Consider the following 20,298-nt stretch of genomic DNA (forward strand, 5'->3'; position numbering starts at 1 on the left):
TCTTGGGCTCTCACTCTCAGTAATGCTGGCTGCCGCCATACCACTGACAGACATAGGCCGGCACCAGCATCTGGGGAGCCTTATCGACCTGGCATACCACCAGCGGCATGGCCGGCGCCCCTTCTGCACTGACCAGTGCAGGGGTCATGGGCAGCAGCAGGCTTGCAAACAACAGCAGTGATTTGATCTTCATGGTTAGCTCCTTGGTGATAAAACGGGTGTGATCCTGATCACTTTCTGAGTTAAGCCGAGGTGGTTGGTGACGCAAGGTGCTGAAATAAATTCAACTAATGAAAAAAGTTTGAAAAGAGCCGATGGCAGGCGTCCTGAAAAATGAGCGGCCAAGATGCGGACTGGGTGCATATCCATATAAATGATGAGCCGGCAGGTGCGCCGCAGTGGGCCTACGCGAGCGGGTTGGACGAGATGCCATGATCTGGGACAACAAACAGATTATTCAGTGAGCAGGCAGGTAATGACTATTTATTTCCCCGTATCACCGCTTTGAAATCTCATAAAATTCAATTTTTTGCATATTAAATTCAATGAATGTTGATTTTGTTTTTATCTCTATGAAATTTAAGTTTTTTTGTTTTTCTATATATCCCTTAGTAGATATAGTGGATGAATGAAATAAGAAGAAATATGAAAAATTCACGATGAAAAGTGCGTATTTAAACGAAGGTGATGAATGGGAGATTGTCAGTTCTGTTATCCCTATCAAAGAATAAACCGTGATTTTATTCAGTTATAAGTGAATGTGATCAATGTCTAAGTTTAGTGTGATTCGCAGGTCTAACCTCGGTCTCGAAAGGCAAGGGCAGGATAGAACACAAGCCGATTACCCTACATAAAGAATATCCCGCCTTAGCCACGAGCATGAATAGAAGGAATCTATTCAATCACTCGCAGGGACCACTGCTAGACGGAATATAATCATGAGCAAATTTTATGTAGGTTCTGAAGTTGGCCAATTGCGCCGTGTCATGTTGCACCGCCCCAACCTCAGTCTGAAGCGTCTGACTCCTTCCAACTGCCAGGATCTGCTGTTTGATGACGTCCTGTCGGTTGAACGTGCCGGTCAGGAGCACGACAAATTCGCTCAGGTACTGCGCGATCAGAATGTCGAAGTTTTCCTGCTGACCAATCTGCTGGCCGAAACCCTGGACGTGCCGGAAGCCAAAACCTGGCTGCTGCAACATCAGGTCTCCGACTATCGCCTCGGCACCTCCTTTGCCAACGACGTGCGCTGCTTCCTGGCAGACATGCCGCACCGTGAACTGGCCCGCATTCTCTCCGGCGGCCTGACCTACTCCGAGATGCCTTACAGCGGCGTCAACATGGTAGTCGGCATGCACGCCCCGACTGACTTCATCATCGAGCCGCTGCCCAACCACCTCTTTACCCGTGACACCTCCTGCTGGGTCTATGGCGGTGTTTCCATCAACCCCATGGCCAAGGCCGCCCGTCGTCGCGAGACCAACCATGTGAAGGCCATCTACCGCTGGCACCCGCAGTTCGCCGGCCAAGACTTCATCAAATACTTCGGTGATGAAGATCGCGACTACGACAACTCCACCATCGAGGGTGGCGACGTGCTGGTCATCGGCCGCGGTTCCGTGCTCATCGGTATGTCCGAGCGCACCACCCCGCAAGGTGTAGAGCATCTGGCTCGCGGGCTGTTCAAACACGGGCAGGCCAAACAGGTTATCGCCATGCAACTGCCGAAACACCGCAGCTGTATGCACCTGGATACCGTGATGACCCACATGGACATCGACACCTTCTCCGTCTATCCGGAAGTCATCCGCAAGGATGTGAACTGCTGGAGCCTGACTCCGGGCGGCGCTACCGGCATGAACATCAAGGAAGAGGGTTACTTCGTCACCGCCATCGAGAAGGCGCTGGGTGTCGATCAGCTCAAGCTCATCACCACTGGTGGTGACACCTTCGAGGCCGAGCGCGAGCAGTGGAACGACGCTAACAACGTGCTGACCGTGCGCCCCGGCGTGGTGGTGGGTTACGAGCGCAATACCTACACCAACGAGAAGTACGACAAGGCTGGCATCACAGTGCTGCCCATCCCGGGTGAAGAGCTGGGACGTGGTCGCGGCGGCGCCCGCTGCATGAGCTGCCCGATGGAACGCGACGGCATTTAACAAGACGGCGTGGCGCCGGCAAAAGCTGGCGCCACACAGAACCAAACTCGAGATTAACCACTATGAAAAAACCAACTGTCGTCGTCGCTCTGGGTGGCAATGCTCTGCTCCGTCGTGGTGAGCCCCTTGAAGCGGATATCCAGCGCAAGAACATCGCAACTGCCGCCAAGACCATCGCTCTGATCGCTCAGGAGTACAACGTGGTGCTGGTGCATGGCAACGGCCCGCAAGTCGGCCTGCTGGCTCTGCAAAACAGCGCCTACACCAAGGTATCCCCTTATCCGTTGGATGTGCTGGGTGCCGAGTCCCAGGGCATGATCGGCTACATGCTGATTCAGGAGCTGAAAAACCTGATGCCGAGCCGCAACGTCACCGCGCTGCTGACTCAGGTGCAGGTCGATCCCAAGGATCCGGCATTCGCCAACCCGACCAAATTTATTGGCCCCGTCTACGAAGAGGCTGAAGCCCGCACCCTGGCAGAAGAGAAGCACTGGGTGGTCAAGGCTGACGGCAAGTTCTTCCGCCGCGTAGTGCCGTCCCCGCTGCCCCAGCGCATCGTCGAAGGCGACGCCATCGAAACCCTGATTGCCCAGGGCCACCTCATCATCTGTACCGGTGGTGGTGGTATCCCCGTGACCTGGGATGGCCAGAGCCTGACCGGTATCGAAGCCGTCATCGACAAGGACATGTCTGCCGCCTATCTGGCCAAACAGATCAAGGCCGACGCCCTGCTGATCCTGACCGATGCCGATGCCGTCTATCTGGATTGGGGCAAACCGACCCAGCGTCCGCTGCGAGTCACCAGCCCGGACGAGCTGGCCGGGGTCAAGTTCGACGCAGGTTCCATGGGACCGAAAGTCGAAGCCTCCTGTGAATTTGTCAAAGCGACCGGCGGCATGGTCGGCATCGGCTCTCTGGAAGATGGCCTCGCCATCCTCAAGGGTGAAGCCGGTACCAATATCGTCGCCACCCGTACCGTGAATGCGTAATTGAAACTCGGCCCTCCGGGGTCTGCACAAATCTGTACTGAAGAATGCGTAGTCAACACTACTGCCTAAATTGGTCTGAACAAATATAGAGAGAACTCATCATGGCTTTTAATCTGCGTAACCGTAACTTCCTGAAACTGCTGGACTTCACCCCGCGCGAAATCCAATACATGATCGATCTGGCCATCGACCTGAAGAAAGCCAAATACGGTGGCTACGAGCGCAAGCATCTGGTCGGCAAGAACATCGCCCTGATTTTTGAGAAGACCTCCACCCGCACCCGTTGTGCGTTTGAAGTGGCGGCCTTCGATCAAGGCGCGCAAGTCTCCTACCTTGGCCCAAGCGGTTCCCAGATCGGTCACAAGGAGTCCATGAAGGACACCGCCCGGGTACTGGGTCGCATGTATGACGGTATCGAATACCGTGGCTACGGTCAGGAGATCGTGGAAGAGCTGGGTGCCTACGCCGGTGTACCGGTATGGAACGGCCTGACCAACGAATTCCACCCGACCCAGATCCTGGCTGACTTCATGACCATGCTGGAGCACGGCAAGGGCAAGCGTCTGGATCAAATCAAGTTCGCCTATCTGGGTGATGCCCGCAACAACATGGGTAACTCCCTGATGGTCGGCGCCGCCAAAATGGGTATGGATATTCGTCTGGTCGCTCCGAAAGCCTTCTGGCCGGAAGAGGAGCTGGTTGCCAAGTGCCGCCTGATCGCCGAAGAGACCGGCGCACGCATCACCCTGACCGAAGATGTCAAAGAGGGTGTGCTGGGCACCGACTTCCTCTACACCGACGTTTGGGTATCCATGGGTGAAGCGAAAGAAGCCTGGGATCAGCGCGTCAAACTGATGACTCCGTATCAGGTCAACATGGATGTCATCAACGCCACCAAGAACCCGGATGTGAAGTTCATGCACTGCCTGCCGGCGTTCCACAACGACGAGACCACCATGGGCAAGGAAGTGGCTGACAAATATGGCATGAAAGGTCTGGAAGTGACCGAGGATGTGTTCGAATCCGAGCACAGCATCGTGTTCGACGAGGCCGAAAACCGGATGCACACCATCAAGGCAGTGATGGTTGCTACGCTGGGCGACTAAGGTCGCAGTAGTGGTGCCGGGGGGTGACCCCCGGCTTTTCGACCATGTGACAGCGGCATAATACCTCTAACCCTACGACCCGCAGCCTGCATGGATACCACACCCACAGAAGGAAGCTGGACCATGACCAAATTCAAGTTCCCGTCAGCCTACACGATACTGTTCGTGCTGATCGCCCTGGTGGCCGCCCTGAGCTGGATAGTGCCGGCCGGCAAATATGAAATGACCATGAACGAAGCCCTCGGCAAGGAAGTGCCGGTGGCGGGTACCTACAAACTGGTGGAGGGCAATCCCCAGGGGATCGTCGACGTGCTGTTGGCACCCATTGACGGTCTTTATAACCATGACACCTATCAGGCAGGCGCTATCGACGTCTCCCTGTTCATCCTGATCATCGGTGGTTTTCTTGGCATTGTGACCAAGACAGGTGCCATCGATGCCGGTATCGAGCGTGTAACCGACCGTCTGCGCGGCCGGGAAGAGTGGATGATCCCGATCCTGATGGCGCTGTTCGCCGCGGGCGGCACCATCTACGGCATGGCCGAAGAGTCGCTGCCGTTCTACACCCTGCTGGTGCCGGTGATGATGGCCGCTCGCTTTGACCCGGTCGTGGCAGCCGCAACCGTGTTGCTGGGGGCTGGTATCGGTACCCTGGGCTCCACCATCAACCCGTTCGCCACCGTGATTGCCGCCAACGCGGCCGGTATCTCCTTCACCGACGGCATCTGGTTGCGCGTCGCCATGCTGGTTGCCGGCTGGCTGCTGTGCGTGGCCTATGTGATGCGTTACGCCAAGATGGTGCGCAATGACCCGAGCAAATCCCTGGTGGCTGACAAGTGGGAAGAGAACCGTGCCCACTTCCTTGGCAACAAGAGCGATCAGATGCTGGAGTTCACCCTGACCCGTAAAATCGTGCTGGGTATCTTCGTCGCCGCCTTCGCCGTGATGATCTACGGGGTGGCCGTACTGGGCTGGTGGATGGCGCAGATCTCCGGCGTGTTCCTGGCCGCCGCCATCATCGTCGGTGTCATCTCCCGCATGAGTGAAGAGGAGCTGACCTCCAACTTCATCGACGGTGCCCGCGACCTGCTCGGCGTCGCCCTCATCATCGGTATCGCCCGCGGTATCGTGGTGGTGATGGACAACGGCATGATCACTCACACCATACTGCACAGCGCAGAAGGGATCGTGACCGGCCTCTCCACCGTGGTGTTCATCAACGTGATGTTCGTGCTGGAAGTGGTGCTCTCCTTCCTGGTGCCGTCCTCCTCTGGCCTGGCCGTGCTGACCATGCCGATCATGGCGCCGCTGGCCGACTTCGCCAACGTGGGTCGCGAGCTGGTGGTCACCGCCTATCAGTCCGCCTCCGGCCTGGTGAACCTGGTGACCCCGACCTCCGCCGTGGTCATGGGTGGCCTGGCGATTGCCAAGGTGCCTTATGTACGCTGGCTGAAATGGGTGGCCCCGCTGCTTGGTCTGCTGACCGTGCTGATCGTGGTCTGCCTGAGCCTGGGGGCAGTGCTCTGATTCACAACGAAGAGAAAGCTGAAAACGGGAGCCGGTGGCTCCCGTTTTTTATGGCTGACTCATGACGATTCAAGTCGTGGAGAGGAGAGAACGGATACGGATGAACCGTTTTGGCGCATATCAGCGGCAACAAAAAGGCGACCCGCGGGTCGCCTCGAGCTATTTGTGGGAGAGGGCTTAGCGGGCTTGGGCCAGGGTGCGTACCACGGCAGCGTGGGCCTGACGGGTGCGGCTGATGTGGCGCGGGGCGACCAGCACCACGTCGTTGCCGGCGACGGCGCCCATGATCTCGGGATTGGCGTTGCGATCCAGCAGGCGGGCCACCACGGTGGCGGCACCCGGGGTGGTGTGGATCAGCACCATCTGCTGGTTGTGCACCACTTCGCGCACCATGTCGTGGATGGAGCGGGTGCTGCCGGCGGGCTCCAGCTGCTCGTCCACCAGGGTGTAGACCTTCTTGCCGTTGGCGTTCTGGGCCTTGGCCACGCCGAGCCGGCGCAGCAGGCGGGAGATGGTGGACTGGCTGATGTCGGCGAAACCGCGCTCCGACAGCTCGCGCCGGATCTCCTCCTGGGTGCTGTAGCAGTGCTGGCCGATGATCTGGCGACAGGCATCCAGCTGGGCCAGATCGGGCTCTTGTTCCACGGGACGACTGAGGGTTTTGACCACGGCGAATTCCTTTGATGATGACCGACGGTAAACGCTCGATATCTGCCGCATTCGCTGAATATCAGCAAAAAATACTGGCAATCAATGCACTGGCAGGAAATGAGCGGGAATAGCTCTGTTTGGATGGCAAATTATAACCAACTGGTTATTTGGTGATGTGACAGGGGTCAAAAATGGGCCCCTTGGGGCCCACCTGGATATCTTTTGAGTCTGGCTATCAGTAGCGTTCGCTGACGATGTCCTGAGTGAAGGACTTCTCGCAGTACTTGCACTTCATCCGTACCACGCCTTTCACCTCGCGCACCCGGAAGTAGCTGTCCACCGGCTCGTTGTGGGAGATGCAGTTGGAGTTGGGGCAGTGGAACACCCCGGCGATGAACTCCGGCAGCTCCAGCTGGTGTTTCTTCACCACGGCGAAGTCTTCGATGATGTTGACGGTCGCCTTGGGGGCGAACAGCGCCAGCTGGTTGGCCTGCTGTTCGGTCAGGCGGGTGTTCTCGATCTTGATGAGATCCTTCTTGCCCAGCGCGCCGGATTTCAGGTTGAAACCGACGGTGATGCGCTCCTGGGTCTCGATCAGCTGGAACAGCTTGAGGATCTTGATGCCCTGGCCGGCGGGGACGTGGTCGATGACGGAGCCGTGACGGATGGCTTCGACTTGCAGTTGGTTCTTCTCGGACATGATATACCCCTTTCCCTTAGACGGTTTCGTTCAGTACCAGAGCCAGTAGCGCCTGGCGTGCATAAACCCCGTTCTCCGCCTGCTGGAAGTAGTAGGCGTGGGGCGTCTTGTCGACCGCGACGTCGATCTCGTCGACGCGGGGCAGGGGGTGCAGGATCTTCATGGTGGGCTTGGCGCCTTCCAGGGTGGCCACTTCCAGCACAAACTTGGCGGCCATGTGCTTGTATTCGGTCTCGTCGAAGCGCTCTTTCTGAACCCGGGTCATGTAGAGGATGTCCAGCTCCGGCATTACCTCTTCCATGGTCTCGTGCACGCTGAACTGGATGCCTTTCTCTTCCAGCTCCTCGCAGATGTAATCCGGCATCGCCAGCGCTTCCGGTGAGATGAAGAAGAAGCGGCAGTTGAACAGGCTGAGGGCCTGGGCCAGCGAGTGCACGGTACGGCCGTACTTGAGGTCACCGACGAAGGCGACGTTGAGACCGTCCAGCTTGCCTTGCGTCTCGTGGATGGAGAAGAGGTCGAGCAGGGTCTGGGTCGGATGCTGGTTGGAACCGTCACCGCCGTTGATGACCGGCACGCGGGAGAACTCGGAGGCGAGGCGGGCAGCCCCCTCTTTCGGATGACGCATCACCACCGCATCGGTGTAGGAGCCGATGATCTTGATGGAGTCGGCCAGGGTCTCGCCCTTCTTGGCGCTGGTGTTGCCACCGTCGGCGAAGCCGATGATGTTGCCGCCCAGGCGCTGGACCGCGGTCTCGAACGACAGGCGGGTACGGGTGGAGGCTTCGAAGAAGCAGCTGGCAACCAGCTTGTCTTTCAGCAAGCGGGTGTCGGGCTCGGCCTTCAACCGCTGTGCGGTTGCGACCACCAGTTCCATGTCGGGCCGGGTCAGGTCCGAAATGGAGATGACATGTTTCTTATAGAGTGGATTGGTCATCGTCTGCATTCCCTTTGACATCAATGAAGGTTTTTCGGGCACAAAAAAAAGCCCCTGAAACAGGGGCTTTTTTTAAAAACAATTGGGGATCTGTGGGTCGGGAACCGGAAACAACGGGGCCGCTCTGGTGCGCTCCACCCGTCTGCAAGGCTGTCTTTTTCAGCAAAAACTGCATCGTCCTGTCCTGACCTTTTTTCAAACCGGACAGATTATAGAGTCGCATTTTGAATTGTCAAAAATTTATTTCAAAGGCAAGATTTGCACTGAAAAACGTTTAACTGTCGTGAACTGGCCGGCAAACCCACACCTGGTGTTCAGCCTGCAATGGCTGCGCATCTTCGGCCATGCTGCGCAGATAGGCGAGTCTGTGGTGCCCCTCCAGCAGGCAATAGGGTTGTGGCAGCGGGTGACCGTCCGGGTAGCTGCTGCCCGCCGCCGATGCCAGCACTATGATGGGTTCGGACCAGGTACCCTGACTCAGCATGTACTCCCCGAGCCAGGAGCGACGGACGTAACGGTTGTGTCTCAGCATCTCGCCCCAGCGTTCGACCACCTCCATATGGCGGGAGCCGGTCTGCTCGATGATCCTGGCGGTGGGCCAGCTTTCACACTCGAACTGGTGGCGGGCGAGATCGATAAAGCTCCAGTTGGATTCAAAACCGCGCCAATGGCGGTAAATCCACTGGGAGAGCACATTGTCGGGAATGAAGGGCACCAGCGGGGCGACCCGTGCCAGATAGTCCGGCAGGGCCTCGGTTTTGCTCTCATCCCGGAAGTTGAGCGGTGCAAGTTGTTGAAGTAACCGATAATTGAGCATGAGCAGCCTCCTCATTGCCTGGCCACCTCTTCACCCTACCCCCATTGCCGCTGCTTTCCTACCCAAACAAGGCTGTAAATACAGCGAGTTACCCCCTTTGGCTGTAAAAAGTGACGAGATCTGCTCGTCCTTTGTTCAATCGCACCGAAAGTGAGAAAAAAGCCTTTACCTTTGATCCCGGCTTTGTATAATTCGCCTCGTTTGTTGCAGGGGCGTAGTTCCAATTGGTAGAACAGCGGTCTCCAAAACCGATGGTTGCGGGTTCGAGTCCTGCCGCCCCTGCCATTTTTCAGAGAAGCCAGCTCATTGAGCTGGCTTTTCGCTTTTCCGGGTCTCCCGTTTTTTCCCGTCGTCCCTTGTCCCGCCTGCTGTAGCAGGGCGCTCCCTCCCGTTGTACTCGTTCATCCCGACCGCTAGTCGTTGTTGCGCCGGTTTGCCCTGTCGTTTCTGGCAATCGTCCCGCCGCGCTCCCTGTGCTACATAACAGGGTCGGTGCCCTGGTCTGCCGTTGGCAGGCCGGCACTCAATGCTCAAGCCGTGGATTGTGGGCGTGAACATCAGCTGAGGAGAGCGAACCATGAACAAGGCAGTGGAAACCCGATTGAACAAGTCCCGTCCCGGTGGCTGGATCCCCCGCGATGGCGCCCATATCGAGCGCTGGATCCGGCGGATCAAGCACTACGTGACCCAGCAGCAGCGGGCGCTGGTGCTGGTGCCCCCTATCGCCGAGCTGCGGGATCTGGTCCATGCCGACCCTGCGCTGCATGCCCAGGCCGAAGCCATGTTCAAGGAAGCCTGGCGCCACAAGCACCTGACCCCGCTCGGTCAGCCGGAGGTACGCTCGTTCGAGGAGTTCCTGGGGCTGCTCAACGGCATCATGACCACGGCGCCCGAGGCGTATCAGGACATCCCCAGCCATGAGCCATCCGGTCTCATCGGTTTTCCCATCAATGCCCTGCTCGACTGGCCCATGGCCACCCAGGCCGGCTATCACTTCTTTGCCAACGCCCTGATCAACCAGCAGTTCAAAAAGATCCTCGACTACTGGGCCCAGTTTCTGCAAAGCCCGGCTTCCCGTTATGTATTGAATGAGCCGGTCAGCCGGCTGGATCAGGAGACCCTGGTGGTGCCCTGGCTTGGCAAGGTGGCCAAGGCCGAGATGGTCAAGGTGGCGAACGAGGCGGTCGGGGAGGGGCCCAACCCCACGCCGAGCAGCTTCGAGCAGATCTTCGAGTGCGAGCCGGAAGCCGAATACCACGGGTTCCGCTGCTGGGACGACTTCTTCACCCGACGTTTTCGGGCCGGGGTGCGGCCGGTATCTGCGCCGACGGATGACAGTGTCATCGTCAACGCCTGCGAGTCGGCGCCACTGCAGGTGTGCAAGGAGGTGAGCCGCAGCGATCAGTTCTGGCTCAAGGGGCAGCCCTATTCGCTGGACAACATGCTCGATTTTGACGATCTGGCGCCCCGTTTCGAAGGCGGCACCGTCTACCAGGCCTTCCTCAGCGCGCTCAGCTACCATCGTTGGCACAGCCCGGTGAGCGGCATCATCCGCAAGGTGCGCATCGTCAACGGCACCTACTATCTGGAAAACCAGTTCGAAGGCTTTGCCGACCCGCAGGGGGCGGATCCCAGCGCCCCCAACAATTCCCAGCCGTTCCTCACCTCGGTGGCAACCCGGGCACTCATCTTCATCGAGGCCGACAACCCCAAAATCGGCCTGATGTGCGTGGTGCCGGTGGGGATGGCCGAGGTGTCGAGCTGCGAGATCACGGTGCAGGCGGGGGATCGGGTGCAGAAGGGAGATCCGCTCGGCATGTTCCACTTCGGCGGCTCTACCCACTGTCTGCTGTTCCGTCCTGGGGTCAGGCTGGAGTTCGACTTCCATGGCCAGACCCCCGGGCTGGATGCGACCAATATGCGGCTCAATACCGCCATCGCCCGGGTTAAGTAGTACCGTCACTGGATAGTACAAGGCCGCCCTAGAGGCGGCCTTTTTTATAATTCTTAGCTTGTTTTATTTATAACTTGCTCCCACATTAGCAGTAATACATCTTTATTTTTTTGGAGGAGTTAGTGAGTTTATTTAAATTTCAGCCATGCAATGAAAATTCAAAAAGGGCACTGCTTAACTACTCCTCGTGGTTTTCTTCTCCTATAAAGTTTAATGATCCATTCGAAGGGTTATATGAAGAATCAATTAAGCCTGTTGATAGTAAAGGACTGATTGAGCTGGTCACTGCTCTATGGAATAAAAACGCATTCAAAACAATGTGCCGCGGAAATGGGTGTGAAACAATAGATGAATATATGCTGAAGGTTTTTGATTTTGGGCGTGATGATGAGCTTAAAACTATCTTGGTTAACATTGCCAAGGATATTCTGGAAAACCAAAGACAGGATTTTTTAAAATCAGGCATTAGCTGCTTTATTACCAAGTCTGATGAGTGCGATGTTATTTCTGAACCATTGATGTGGGGGCATTATGGTGACGGCTTGAGAGGTTTTGCTTTAGAGCTAGACTCTGCCGAAATGGAGCTTGGGACTAATAATCCTTTAATTTTCAGAGACGATGATGTTTTTAGTTTTAAGGTTGAGTATCGAGAAAAACCATTAATGCTAAACCCAGTTGAACTAATGAGGATGAGTTGCTCAGGTGATGCCTCATCTAAATTTGATGTGGGAATGATTCTGGGTAGTATGATGTGTTCAAAGAGCAAGGAGTGGAGGTATGAAAATGAAGTAAGATATATTAACTATCATAAGCAAGAATTGCTTTTAAGATATAGGGAAGGTTCGATAAGAAGGATTTTTATTGGTGATAAGATGTCAGATGAAGATAAGAGTGAAATGCTAGCTATAGCAAATGAAATAGGGGTTAAAGAAATTTATGAAGCGTATGCGTTAAAAAATGAATATAAAGTTGCGATTAGGCTTATTAGTTCATCCTTATAAACATAATCGCAAGAACATGAATGAAATGTCTCAGTTGGTAATTATATCGTTTTAACCTGTTCTTTTAGAGTCTCCACCAACCGCAGGTGGCGGGCGGGAAGCGGCCACTCGGCGCGGTAGATAAGCCAGAGCGTGTCGATCACCTCGATTCGGCTCTGGAGCACCCGGATCTTCTCCTGTTGGGCAAAGGCGGTGACGGCGAAGCGGGGCAGCACGGTAAATCCGAGGCCACGGGCGACCGGCTCCAGGATCAGGCCGATCTGGTTGGTAAAGCCGCGCAGCGGGATCTCGTCAAAGCGCTGGCCGGGGTAGCGTCGTCCCAGCAGGCGCTGAGCCATGCTGCGGCCATCCGGGTGATCGATAAAGCCGAGCTGACAGAGGTGCTGCCAGCTCTGCTCCTCACCGTCATTGGGCACCACCAGACAGAGGGGTTCGCGGGCGAAGGGCTCGGCGGCGATGCTAGGGTGCTCCGGCGGTTGATCCACCAGTCCCAGATCGCTGCGCCCTGCCAGCACCGCCTGCACTATGTCGGGGGTGGGGGCAAAGCGGTGCTGGATGGTGAGTCCGGGGTGCTCCTGTTGCTGGTCGAGCAGCAGGGGATAGAGCAGCAGGCCAATGCTGCCGGGGGTGCTGAGGGTGATGGCGCCGCGGTGAGGGTCATCGTCAGAGAGACGGGCCCGAAGCTGTTCGGCGGCCTGCGCCTGCTGGCGGGCGAAGTCGAGCAGCACCAGTCCGCGCGGGGTGAGCTCCAGCTGACGGGGCTTGCGCAGCAGCAGGGGGCCGAATTCGGCCTCGAGGCGCGAGATATGCTGACTGACGGCGGCCTGAGTGAGATCCAGCCGATCGGCGGCACGGGTAAAACTGCCGGTTTCATGCACCACCACCAGGGTGTGGAGCCAGAGTGGATTAACCATAAATTTAATTTATGCATTCCATGAGTTTGACCTTATTTTTCATTATGGCGTCTCTTCCTATCATGTCACCTGTTTCCCACACACAATTTCAAGGTGACTTATGACTTACCCGCGCAACTTCTCCCACATCGGCATCACGGTGACTGACCTCGACAAGGCAGTCGAGTTCTATACCAAGGTGATGGGCTGGTATCTCATCATGCCGGCGACCACCATCAGCGAGGATGACTCCGCCATCGGCGTGATGTGCAACGACGTATTTGGCCCGGGCTGGGGCTCTTTCCGCATCGCTCATCTCTCCACCGGCGACAAGATCGGCATCGAGCTGTTCGAGTTCCCCAACAGCGAGCAGCGCGAAAACAACTTCGAATTCTGGAAGACCGGAGTGTTCCACTTCAGCGTGCAGGATCCGGATGTCGAGGGGCTGGCGGCGCGCATCGTCGCAGCGGGTGGCAAGCAGCGGATGCCGGTGCGCGAATACTATCCGGGCGAGAAGCCCTACCGCATGGTCTACATGGAAGACCCCTTCGGCAACATCGTCGAGATCTACAGCCACAGCTATGAGCTGACCTACTCCGCCGGTGCATATCAGGGGTAAGTGACAGGCCGCCTTCGGGCGGCCTGCTGCTTTGTTGTTGCGATGGTCAGTAGCATGGAATAGCGATCTTGTTCATGCAGATAGCGGGTTCTGTTGTTGATAGATGTAAAAATACTGGGATTCACTAAAGTCTGTTCAGCATGTGGCCGATAGCCTTGATTAAATAAGGGTCTCTCCCTGGCCCGTCACAACAACAAGGATCCGTAGTCATGACACTTTCGTTGCGCGGCAAGCTGCTGGCCACCAGTCTGGGGGTGGTGCTGCTGATGGCCTCACTGCTCGGCATCGTTGCCTTTCACACCCTCAAATCCCGCACCATGAGCGCCATCCAGAGCGAGGCGGTCAACTATGGTCACGCCTACTCGGTCGCCATCGGCGACTGGATGGCGGATCGCAAGAACACGGTACACGCGCTGGTGAATCTGATCGCCGACAACCCGCAGGCCGAGCTGGTGCCGCACCTGAAGCAGGCCTATACCTCGGGCGGGTTCGGGCTCACCTACTTTGGCTCGACCCAGGGGGTGATGACCCGCCAGGATCCTTCCCTCAACACCGGCAACTATGACCCGCGCGAGCGCCCCTGGTATCAGGACGCGGTGAAGGCGGGGCAGCTCATCGTCACCGCTCCCTATGTCAGCGTCACCATGCAGAAGCTGGTGGTCACTCTCTCCGAGCCGGTGCTCCATCAGGGCGAACTGGTCGGCGCCGTGGGGGCCAACCTGGCGCTCGACAAGTTGATCGACGAGGTGCTGGCGATGCAGGTGCAGGGCGAGGGGTACGCCATGCTGCTCGACAGCAGCGGCCTCATCGTCGGCCACCCCAACAAGGAGCTGGCGCTCAAGCAGATTGGTGAGCTCTCTCCCGATCTGTCGGCGGCCACCTTCCAGCAGTGGGGCCGCGAGAACAACGAACTGCACGCCGCCACCCTGGACGGGCGCGACGTGCTGCTGGCGGTGCAGCCGGTGCCGGGCACCGACTGGCTGCTGGCCATGGTGATGTATCGCGACGTGCTGGAGGCGCCGCTCGCCTCCTTGCTGTGGCAGCTGGTGGGGCTGACCCTGGTGCTGATGCTGGTGTTCAGCGCCCTGCTCACCGCCATGTTCAAGTATCTGTTTGCCGATCTGGGCCGGGTGGCCGGTGCGCTGCACGACATCGCTCACGGCGAGGGGGACCTCACGGTGCACATCAACACTCGCAGCAAGGATGAGGTGGGTCAGCTGGCGGAGAGCTTCAACCAGTTCGTGGCGCGGCTGCATGGCATCGTCAGCCGGCTGCGCGACGTCACCGTCGAGCTGGCGGCCCAGTCCCGCGCCCAGGCGGCCGGCGCCCAGTCCCGCAGCCAGCGGGTGCGCCAGCAGCAGGACGAGATCGTGATGGTGGCGACCGCGGTGACCGAGATGGCCTCCGCCACTCAGGAGATCGCCGGCAACGCCGAGTTTGCCGCCACTACCTCCGGCGATGCGGTCAAGCTGGCGGTCGCTGGTCAGTCACAGGTCGGTCAGAGCCAGCGCAGCATCACCGGGCTGGCTGACGAAGTGGCCGATGCCAGCCAGATCATTGTGGAGCTGGATGCCCACGCCCAGAAGATCAGCGGCATTCTGGCCACCATCAGCGGCATCGCCGAGCAGACCAACCTGCTGGCGCTCAACGCCGCCATCGAGGCCGCCCGGGCCGGCGAGCAGGGCCGCGGCTTTGCGGTGGTGGCGGACGAGGTGCGGGTGCTGTCACGCCGCACCCACGACTCCACTGACGAGATCCAGCAGATGATCGAGACCCTGCAGCAGACCACCCGCCGGGCGGTGAGCGGCATGGAGACTAGCCGCCAGCTGGCAGGTACCAGCGTGGAGGATGCAGAGTCTGCCAACCTGAGCCTGGGGCAGATCAACGAGGCAATCGGCGCCATCAGCGACATGGCGACCCAGATTGCGGCGGCGGCCGAAGAGCAGACCTCGGTCACCAGCGAGATTAGCCGCAACACCGAGAACATCCGTCACGTCTCCCAGGAGCTGGCCGAGCAGGCCAATCAGGAGGCTGCGCAGGCGGCCGAGCTGAAGGGGCTGACCGAGCGGCTGGAGCTGGAGATCGGCCGCTTCAGGCTCTGATCATCACTCGAACGTTCATGAAAAAGGGCAGCCCGCGGGCTGCCCTTTCTTATTTCACGACAGGCTCAAGGGGTCTGTTTGACCCAGATCAGCTGATCGGTGGCAAAGCCCAGCGATGCCGCCTTGGCGACTAGGGCATCCACTTTGTCCTTGGGCGGATTGGGTGAGCGGGCGAGGATCCAGAGATAATCGTGGTTGTAGCTGGTCACCAGCGAGAGCTGGTAATCGGGGTCCAGCTCGATGACGTTGTAGCCGCCGTAGAAGGGGCCGAAGAAGCTCACCTTGAGCCGTGCTTCGTCCGGTTTGTCGACGAAGTAGGCCTTGCCCTCGGCTTCGCGCCAGCTGCCGTCGCTCTGCTGGCCGCGGTTGAGCACCTTGACCCCGCCATCGTCGCGCAGGCTGTAGGTGGCGCTCACCTGCTCCAGTCCGCGCTCGAAACCGTGGTCGAGGCGGGCTATCTCGTACCAGGTGCCAAGATAACGATCGAGCTGGAAGCCGGTAACGGGGCGGATGCCGTCAGCGAGGCCGGTACAGGCCGTCAGCAGGCAGGCGGTGAGCAGGTAAAGCAGTGCACGCATGAACAATTCCTCTCTGGTTATCCCTCTATGATGCGCAGCTGGCCTTCCCTAAAGCGGGAGGCCTGATCCGTCGGCGTGCTGCCGAAGAAGCGCTTGTACTCCCGGCTGAACTGGGAGTTGCTCTCGTAGCCGACCCTGGTCGCCGCGGTCCCCGCCTTGATGCCGTCGTGCAGCATCATCATCCGCGCCTTGTGGAGGCGAAACGACTTGATGTACTGCAGCGGCGAGGTGGCGGTGACCGCCTTGAAGTGGTGGTGGAAGGCGGAGACGCTCATGTTCACCTCCCGCGCCAGCTCCTCCATGGTCAGGTTGTCGGCGTAACGCGACTCTATCATACGCAGCACCCGGGCAATCTGGCCCACATGGTTGTGGCGATTGGCGAGCGCCTGCAACGCCGGGCCGCCCCCCTCGTGCAGGGCGTAGAACAGCATCTCCCGCACCGTCTGCGGCCCCAGCACTCTGGCGTGGTGGGGCTTGTCCATCAGATCGATCAGCCGCTCGGCGGCGCAGAACATGGCCTCCGACAGGGGTACTGAGTGGACGCCGCTCTTTTGCGGGGCAAGTGCGGGCAGGGCATCCCCCAGCTCCAGCAGCAACTCCTGCAGGGTCACCAGGTTGATCTCGAGGGAGAAGCCGATGAGAGGCTGCTCGGGGGAGGCGAAGCACTCGCACTCGCAGGGCAGCGGCAGGGTCATCAGCAGGTAGTGGTTGGGGTCGTAGCGAAACACCTGGTCCGCCAGATAGCCCACCTTGTGCCCCTGCAGGATCACTATCATCCGCGGCTGATAGAGCACCGGGGTGCGGCCGTGGTATTCGGTGGTGTAGATGAGGCTCACCTGATCCACCGGCGAGGGGGTGATGCCTGGGGCGGTGACGTGGCGGGCCAGCTTGGCGGCGAGATCGGTGTAGCGGGTCTGCATGGGATACTCTTGGGTTCTGTTTTGGCTGCTTTGTAGGAATAGGCAAAAATAAAGCAGGATGTTGCCTTGATGGTATTGGTTGTCTGGAGAAAAATGCAATCACATTTTTGCGGCCAAGCCGCCAGATACTCACAAAGGCAATGTCGATGAACAACTTTACCCTGCATACCCCGACCAAGATCCTGTTCGGCAAGGGCCAGGTCGCCCAGCTGCGTGAACAGCTGCCGCGCGATGCCCGCATCCTCATCACCTACGGCGGCGGCAGCGTGGTGCGTAGCGGCCTGCTGGCCCAGATCCGCAGCGAGCTGGCCGGCATGACCCTGTTTGAATTCGGTGGCATCGAGCCCAACCCCACCTATGAAACCCTGATGGGAGCGGTCGAGCTGGCCCGCGCCGAGCGGGTCGACTTCCTGCTGGCAGTCGGCGGCGGCTCCGTGCTCGACGGCACCAAGTTCATCGCCGCGGCCGCCCACTATGATCCGGCCCGGGATCCCTGGCACATCCTCGAGACCGTGGGCAACGAAGTGCGCTCCGCCATCCCGCTCGGCGCCGTGCTGACCCTGCCGGCTACCGGTTCCGAGATGAACATGGGCGCCGTGGTGACCCGTCGCAGCAGCGGCGACAAGGTGCACTTCTTCTCACCGTTCGTGATGCCGCGCTTCGCCGTGCTCGATCCGGTGCTGACCTACACCCTGCCGGCCCGTCAGGTGGCCAACGGGGTGGTGGATGCCTTCATCCACATCCTGGAGCAGTACCTCACCTATCCGGTCAACGCCAAGGTGCAGGACCGCTTCGCCGAAGGCTTGCTGCTGACCCTGCTGGAAGAGGGCCCCAAGGCGCTGGTGGAACCGGAAAACTACGAGGTGCGCGCCAACATCATGTGGAGCGCCACCCTGGCGCTGAATGGCCTGATCGGGGCCGGTGTACCGCAGGACTGGGCGACCCACATGCTGGGCCACGAGATCACCGCCCTGCACGGCCTCGACCACGCCCAGACCCTGGCAGTGGTGCTGCCGGCCCTGCTGCAGGCCAAGCGCCAGCAGAAACACGCCAAGCTGCTGCAATACGCCGAGCGAGTGTGGGATCTGCGCAGCGGCAGCGAAGCGGAGCGCATCGACGATGCCATCGCCGCGACCCGCGACTTCTTCGAGCGAATGGGGGTCAAGACCCGGCTGCGGGATTACGGCGTGGCGGACGCAGGAATTGATACCATGCTCGGCAAGCTGGCGGAACACGGCATGACCGCCATCGGCGAGCACGGCGATATCGACCTGGTGCAGAGCCAGCATATTTATGAGGCGGCCTGGTAAACGGGGCGCACTGGCCCGTCACCATCGAAACGATTAAATAGCAGGGGCCGGATCCGCTCATTTGGCGGGTAGCCGGCCCCTTGTCTGTTACAAAACAGTTACTTTTTTCGTTTTCGGCCCGATATCTGTGATCCGTGCGGATTTCGTAAGAACAAAAAGCGCTAAGATAGAGGGCCGGTAAAACATTTTTTTTGACTGGTTGGATCACTTTTTCCAGCGCTTTTTACTGGTATAAGTCGCTAATTTGGTTTGTTTTTTTAAATCATGGTCCGGGACGGGCTGAATTCTGTACGCGCCCCGCCGGGACTGCGGTTGTAATAAAACTCCAAAATTTGATACTAATCACCTTCGCGCCTGAAAAGCGGGGGCCTGGCCATGACAGGAGGTTGAGGTAAAGCCTACTGATTTTCATAACAAAGGGCCCGTGACCTGCACTTTGGTCATGTCTTGTTTCGCCAGAAATGCGACACTGGGCAGCGATTGTTTATTAACCATCAGGGAATAGTCATGCAGATTGGAATACCGAGAGAGAGTCTCGCCGGTGAGACCCGGGTCGCAGCGACCCCGGCCACCGTTGAGCAGCTGAAAAAGCTCGGCTTCGAGGTCGCCATCGAGGCAGGTGCCGGCCTGCTGGCCAGCTTCGATGATGCCGCCTTCGAGGCTGCCGGTGCCAACGTGGTGCCGAGCGTCTGGCAAGCCGACCTCATCTTCAAGGTCAATGCGCCGACCGATGCCGAGATCGCACAAATTAAAGATGGTGCCACCCTGGTGAGCTTCATCTGGCCTGCCCAGAACCCTGAGCTGGTCAAGAAGCTGTCCGCGCGCAACATCAATGTGATGGCGATGGACATGGTGCCGCGGATTTCCCGTGCCCAGTCCCTCGATGCCCTCTCCTCCATGGCCAACATCGGTGGCTATCGCGCCGTGGTGGAAGCCGCGCACCAGTTTGGTCGCTTCTTCACCGGCCAAATCACCGCAGCCGGCAAGGTGCCGCCCGCCAAGGTACTGGTGATCGGTGCCGGCGTAGCCGGTCTGGCCGCCATCGGTACTGCCGGTTCCCTCGGTGCCATCGTGCGTGCGTTCGATACCCGTCTGGAAGTGGCCGAGCAGATCGAGTCCATGGGTGGCGAGTTCCTCAAGCTGGACTTCGGTGGCGAGGATGGTTCCTCCTCCGACGGTTACGCCAAGGTGATGAGCGAGGAGTTCATCGCGGCCGAGATGGCGCTGTTTGCCCAGCAAGCCAAGGAAGTGGACATCATCATCACCACCGCCCTGATCCCGGGCAAGCCGGCACCCAAGCTGATCACCAAAGAGATGGTGGACAGCATGAAGCCGGGCTCGGTGATCGTGGACATGGCTGCCCAGGCTGGCGGCAACTGCGAATACACTGTGCCGGGTGAACTGCATGTCACCGGCAACGGCGTCAAGGTGATCGGTTACACCGATCTGCCGGGCCGTCTGCCTGCCCAATCCTCCCAGCTCTACGGTACCAACCTGGTCAACCTGATGAAGCTGATGTGCAAGGAGAAGGACGGCAACGTTGCCATCAACTTCGAAGACGTGGTGCAGCGCAACATGACGGTGATCCAGGCCGGTGAAGTGTCCTTCCCGCCGCCCGCCATCTCGGTCTCTGCCGCCCCGCAAAAACCGGCTGCCGCCAAACCGGCCGCCAAGAAGGAAGCGGCCAAGCCCTCCAACAAGAAGTTCGTGTTCGGTGCCCTCGGCATCGCCGCCTTCGGTTGGGTTGCTGCCGTGGCGCCTGCGGCGTTCCTCTCCCACTTCACCGTATTCATCCTGGCCTGCGTGGTCGGTTACTACGTGGTGTGGAACGTCTCTCACGCCCTGCACACGCCGCTGATGTCGGTCACCAATGCCATCTCCGGCATTATCGTGGTCGGTGCCCTGCTGCAGATTGGGCAAGGGTCGACCCTGGTCACCGCATTGGCCTTCGTCGCCGTGCTGATTGCCAGTATCAACATCTTCGGTGGCTTCACCGTCACTCAGCGCATGCTGAAGATGTTCCGTAAGGATTAAG

Annotated in this window: 19 protein-coding genes and 1 tRNA gene; 11 read left to right on the forward strand and 9 right to left on the reverse strand. The window is 58.7% G+C overall.

Annotated elements, in window-relative coordinates:
* Window positions 1-16: 16 nt before the first annotated feature.
* Complete coding sequence (locus tag AACQ43_RS18850; RefSeq protein ID WP_017409769.1) at window positions 17-193, reverse strand: hypothetical protein; 177 nt, start codon at window positions 191-193, stop codon at window positions 17-19.
* A 745-nt stretch (window positions 194-938) separates the two neighbouring features.
* Between AACQ43_RS18850 and arcA the strand changes: the two genes are divergently transcribed.
* The 4 genes from arcA (at window position 939) to AACQ43_RS18870 (ending at window position 5,781) form a co-directional block, all read left to right on the forward strand.
* Window positions 939-2,159, forward strand: coding sequence for an arginine deiminase (gene arcA / locus AACQ43_RS18855; protein ID WP_011707755.1), 1,221 nt, complete (start codon window positions 939-941; stop codon window positions 2,157-2,159).
* 62 nt (window positions 2,160-2,221) lie between these two features.
* Window positions 2,222-3,148 carry a carbamate kinase gene (arcC, locus tag AACQ43_RS18860; protein WP_005356275.1) on the forward strand — a complete coding sequence of 309 codons (927 nt, stop codon included), beginning with the start codon at window positions 2,222-2,224 and terminating at the stop codon, window positions 3,146-3,148.
* 101 nt (window positions 3,149-3,249) lie between these two features.
* Window positions 3,250-4,254 carry an ornithine carbamoyltransferase gene (argF, locus tag AACQ43_RS18865; protein ID WP_033114793.1) on the forward strand — a complete coding sequence of 335 codons (1,005 nt, stop codon included), beginning with the start codon at window positions 3,250-3,252 and terminating at the stop codon, window positions 4,252-4,254.
* Between the two features lie 123 nt (window positions 4,255-4,377).
* The gene (locus AACQ43_RS18870) at window positions 4,378-5,781 is read left to right on the forward strand and encodes a YfcC family protein (RefSeq protein WP_011707752.1); all 1,404 of its coding nucleotides are present in this window, start codon (window positions 4,378-4,380) and stop codon (window positions 5,779-5,781) included.
* Window positions 5,782-5,958: 177 nt separating this feature from the next.
* Here the strand turns inward: AACQ43_RS18870 and AACQ43_RS18875 are convergent, their stop codons facing one another.
* From AACQ43_RS18875 to AACQ43_RS18895, 5 genes are all read right to left on the reverse strand, one after another.
* Entirely contained in the window at window positions 5,959-6,450 is a 492-nt protein-coding gene (locus AACQ43_RS18875; RefSeq protein ID WP_016352302.1) for an arginine repressor, read from the reverse strand.
* Window positions 6,451-6,667: 217 nt separating this feature from the next.
* Window positions 6,668-7,132: an aspartate carbamoyltransferase regulatory subunit gene (pyrI, locus tag AACQ43_RS18880; protein ID WP_011707750.1), complete on the reverse strand. Its 465-nt coding sequence runs from the start codon at window positions 7,130-7,132 to the stop codon at window positions 6,668-6,670.
* A gap of 16 nt (window positions 7,133-7,148) precedes the next feature.
* Window positions 7,149-8,069, reverse strand: a complete 921-nt coding sequence (pyrB, locus tag AACQ43_RS18885) for an aspartate carbamoyltransferase (protein WP_016352301.1) — start codon at window positions 8,067-8,069, stop codon at window positions 7,149-7,151.
* Entirely contained in the window at window positions 8,050-8,244 is a 195-nt protein-coding gene (locus AACQ43_RS18890; protein ID WP_123785055.1) for a hypothetical protein, read from the reverse strand. The genes pyrB and AACQ43_RS18890 overlap by 20 nt, the downstream gene beginning before the upstream one ends.
* Window positions 8,245-8,343: 99 nt before the next feature.
* A complete protein-coding gene (locus AACQ43_RS18895; protein ID WP_016352300.1) occupies window positions 8,344-8,886 on the reverse strand; it encodes a hypothetical protein in 543 nt (180 codons plus the stop codon).
* A gap of 208 nt (window positions 8,887-9,094) precedes the next feature.
* On the opposite strand from AACQ43_RS18895, the gene AACQ43_RS18900 reads away from it, so the two are divergent.
* The 3 genes from AACQ43_RS18900 (at window position 9,095) to AACQ43_RS18910 (ending at window position 11,841) form a co-directional block, all read left to right on the forward strand.
* Window positions 9,095-9,171, forward strand: a tRNA-Trp gene (locus AACQ43_RS18900).
* Window positions 9,172-9,463: 292 nt separating this feature from the next.
* Window positions 9,464-10,840 carry a phosphatidylserine decarboxylase family protein gene (locus AACQ43_RS18905; protein ID WP_168968287.1) on the forward strand — a complete coding sequence of 459 codons (1,377 nt, stop codon included), beginning with the start codon at window positions 9,464-9,466 and terminating at the stop codon, window positions 10,838-10,840.
* A gap of 122 nt (window positions 10,841-10,962) precedes the next feature.
* A complete protein-coding gene (locus AACQ43_RS18910; RefSeq protein WP_168968289.1) occupies window positions 10,963-11,841 on the forward strand; it encodes a DUF2971 domain-containing protein in 879 nt (292 codons plus the stop codon).
* Between the two features lie 41 nt (window positions 11,842-11,882).
* On the opposite strand, the gene AACQ43_RS18915 is transcribed toward AACQ43_RS18910, so the two are convergent.
* Window positions 11,883-12,755, reverse strand: a complete 873-nt coding sequence (locus AACQ43_RS18915; protein ID WP_168968291.1) for a LysR family transcriptional regulator — start codon at window positions 12,753-12,755, stop codon at window positions 11,883-11,885.
* Window positions 12,756-12,855: 100 nt separating this feature from the next.
* Between AACQ43_RS18915 and AACQ43_RS18920 the strand changes: the two genes are divergently transcribed.
* Both AACQ43_RS18920 and AACQ43_RS18925 read left to right on the forward strand, forming a co-directional pair.
* Window positions 12,856-13,353, forward strand: coding sequence for a lactoylglutathione lyase family protein (locus AACQ43_RS18920; protein WP_113740328.1), 498 nt, complete (start codon window positions 12,856-12,858; stop codon window positions 13,351-13,353).
* 209 nt (window positions 13,354-13,562) lie between these two features.
* Window positions 13,563-15,455, forward strand: a complete 1,893-nt coding sequence (locus tag AACQ43_RS18925; protein ID WP_076362093.1) for a methyl-accepting chemotaxis protein — start codon at window positions 13,563-13,565, stop codon at window positions 15,453-15,455.
* 65 nt (window positions 15,456-15,520) lie between these two features.
* Here AACQ43_RS18925 and AACQ43_RS18930 read toward each other — a convergent pair whose 3' ends face one another.
* A complete protein-coding gene (locus AACQ43_RS18930; RefSeq protein ID WP_168968293.1) occupies window positions 15,521-16,033 on the reverse strand; it encodes a lipocalin family protein in 513 nt (170 codons plus the stop codon).
* A gap of 17 nt (window positions 16,034-16,050) precedes the next feature.
* Window positions 16,051-16,953: an AraC family transcriptional regulator gene (locus AACQ43_RS18935; protein WP_168968295.1), complete on the reverse strand. Its 903-nt coding sequence runs from the start codon at window positions 16,951-16,953 to the stop codon at window positions 16,051-16,053.
* Window positions 16,954-17,099: 146 nt separating this feature from the next.
* On the opposite strand from AACQ43_RS18935, the gene yqhD reads away from it, so the two are divergent.
* Complete coding sequence (gene yqhD, locus AACQ43_RS18940) at window positions 17,100-18,263, forward strand: alcohol dehydrogenase (RefSeq protein WP_168968297.1); 1,164 nt, start codon at window positions 17,100-17,102, stop codon at window positions 18,261-18,263.
* Between the two features lie 507 nt (window positions 18,264-18,770).
* The gene (gene pntA, locus AACQ43_RS18945; RefSeq protein WP_168968299.1) at window positions 18,771-20,297 is read left to right on the forward strand and encodes a Re/Si-specific NAD(P)(+) transhydrogenase subunit alpha; all 1,527 of its coding nucleotides are present in this window, start codon (window positions 18,771-18,773) and stop codon (window positions 20,295-20,297) included.
* The last annotated feature ends 1 nt before the right edge of the window (window position 20,298 follow it).

Origin of the sequence: Aeromonas sp. DNRA1, assembly GCF_963888745.1 — a bacterium.
In the GTDB taxonomy this organism is placed as follows: Bacteria; Pseudomonadota; Gammaproteobacteria; order Enterobacterales; family Aeromonadaceae; genus Aeromonas; species Aeromonas hydrophila.

Bases quoted from the DNA above. Each gene is read 5' to 3' on its own strand.
- AACQ43_RS18850 (WP_017409769.1), bottom strand. From the start codon at position 193: ATGAAGATCAAATCACTGCTGTTGTTTGCAAGCCTGCTGCTGCCCATG.
- arcA (WP_011707755.1), top strand. From the start codon at position 939: ATGAGCAAATTTTATGTAGGTTCTGAAGTTGGCCAATTGCGCCGTGTC.
- arcC (WP_005356275.1), top strand. From the start codon at position 2,222: ATGAAAAAACCAACTGTCGTCGTCGCTCTGGGTGGCAATGCTCTGCTC.
- argF (WP_033114793.1), top strand. From the start codon at position 3,250: ATGGCTTTTAATCTGCGTAACCGTAACTTCCTGAAACTGCTGGACTTC.
- AACQ43_RS18870 (WP_011707752.1), top strand. From the start codon at position 4,378: ATGACCAAATTCAAGTTCCCGTCAGCCTACACGATACTGTTCGTGCTG.
- pyrI (WP_011707750.1), bottom strand. From the start codon at position 7,132: ATGTCCGAGAAGAACCAACTGCAAGTCGAAGCCATCCGTCACGGCTCC.
- pyrB (WP_016352301.1), bottom strand. From the start codon at position 8,069: ATGACCAATCCACTCTATAAGAAACATGTCATCTCCATTTCGGACCTG.
- AACQ43_RS18890 (WP_123785055.1), bottom strand. From the start codon at position 8,244: ATGCAGTTTTTGCTGAAAAAGACAGCCTTGCAGACGGGTGGAGCGCAC.
- AACQ43_RS18895 (WP_016352300.1), bottom strand. From the start codon at position 8,886: ATGCTCAATTATCGGTTACTTCAACAACTTGCACCGCTCAACTTCCGG.
- AACQ43_RS18905 (WP_168968287.1), top strand. From the start codon at position 9,464: ATGAACAAGGCAGTGGAAACCCGATTGAACAAGTCCCGTCCCGGTGGC.
- AACQ43_RS18915 (WP_168968291.1), bottom strand. From the start codon at position 12,755: ATGGTTAATCCACTCTGGCTCCACACCCTGGTGGTGGTGCATGAAACC.
- AACQ43_RS18920 (WP_113740328.1), top strand. From the start codon at position 12,856: ATGACTTACCCGCGCAACTTCTCCCACATCGGCATCACGGTGACTGAC.
- AACQ43_RS18925 (WP_076362093.1), top strand. From the start codon at position 13,563: ATGACACTTTCGTTGCGCGGCAAGCTGCTGGCCACCAGTCTGGGGGTG.
- AACQ43_RS18930 (WP_168968293.1), bottom strand. From the start codon at position 16,033: ATGCGTGCACTGCTTTACCTGCTCACCGCCTGCCTGCTGACGGCCTGT.
- AACQ43_RS18935 (WP_168968295.1), bottom strand. From the start codon at position 16,953: ATGCAGACCCGCTACACCGATCTCGCCGCCAAGCTGGCCCGCCACGTC.
- yqhD (WP_168968297.1), top strand. From the start codon at position 17,100: ATGAACAACTTTACCCTGCATACCCCGACCAAGATCCTGTTCGGCAAG.
- pntA (WP_168968299.1), top strand. From the start codon at position 18,771: ATGCAGATTGGAATACCGAGAGAGAGTCTCGCCGGTGAGACCCGGGTC.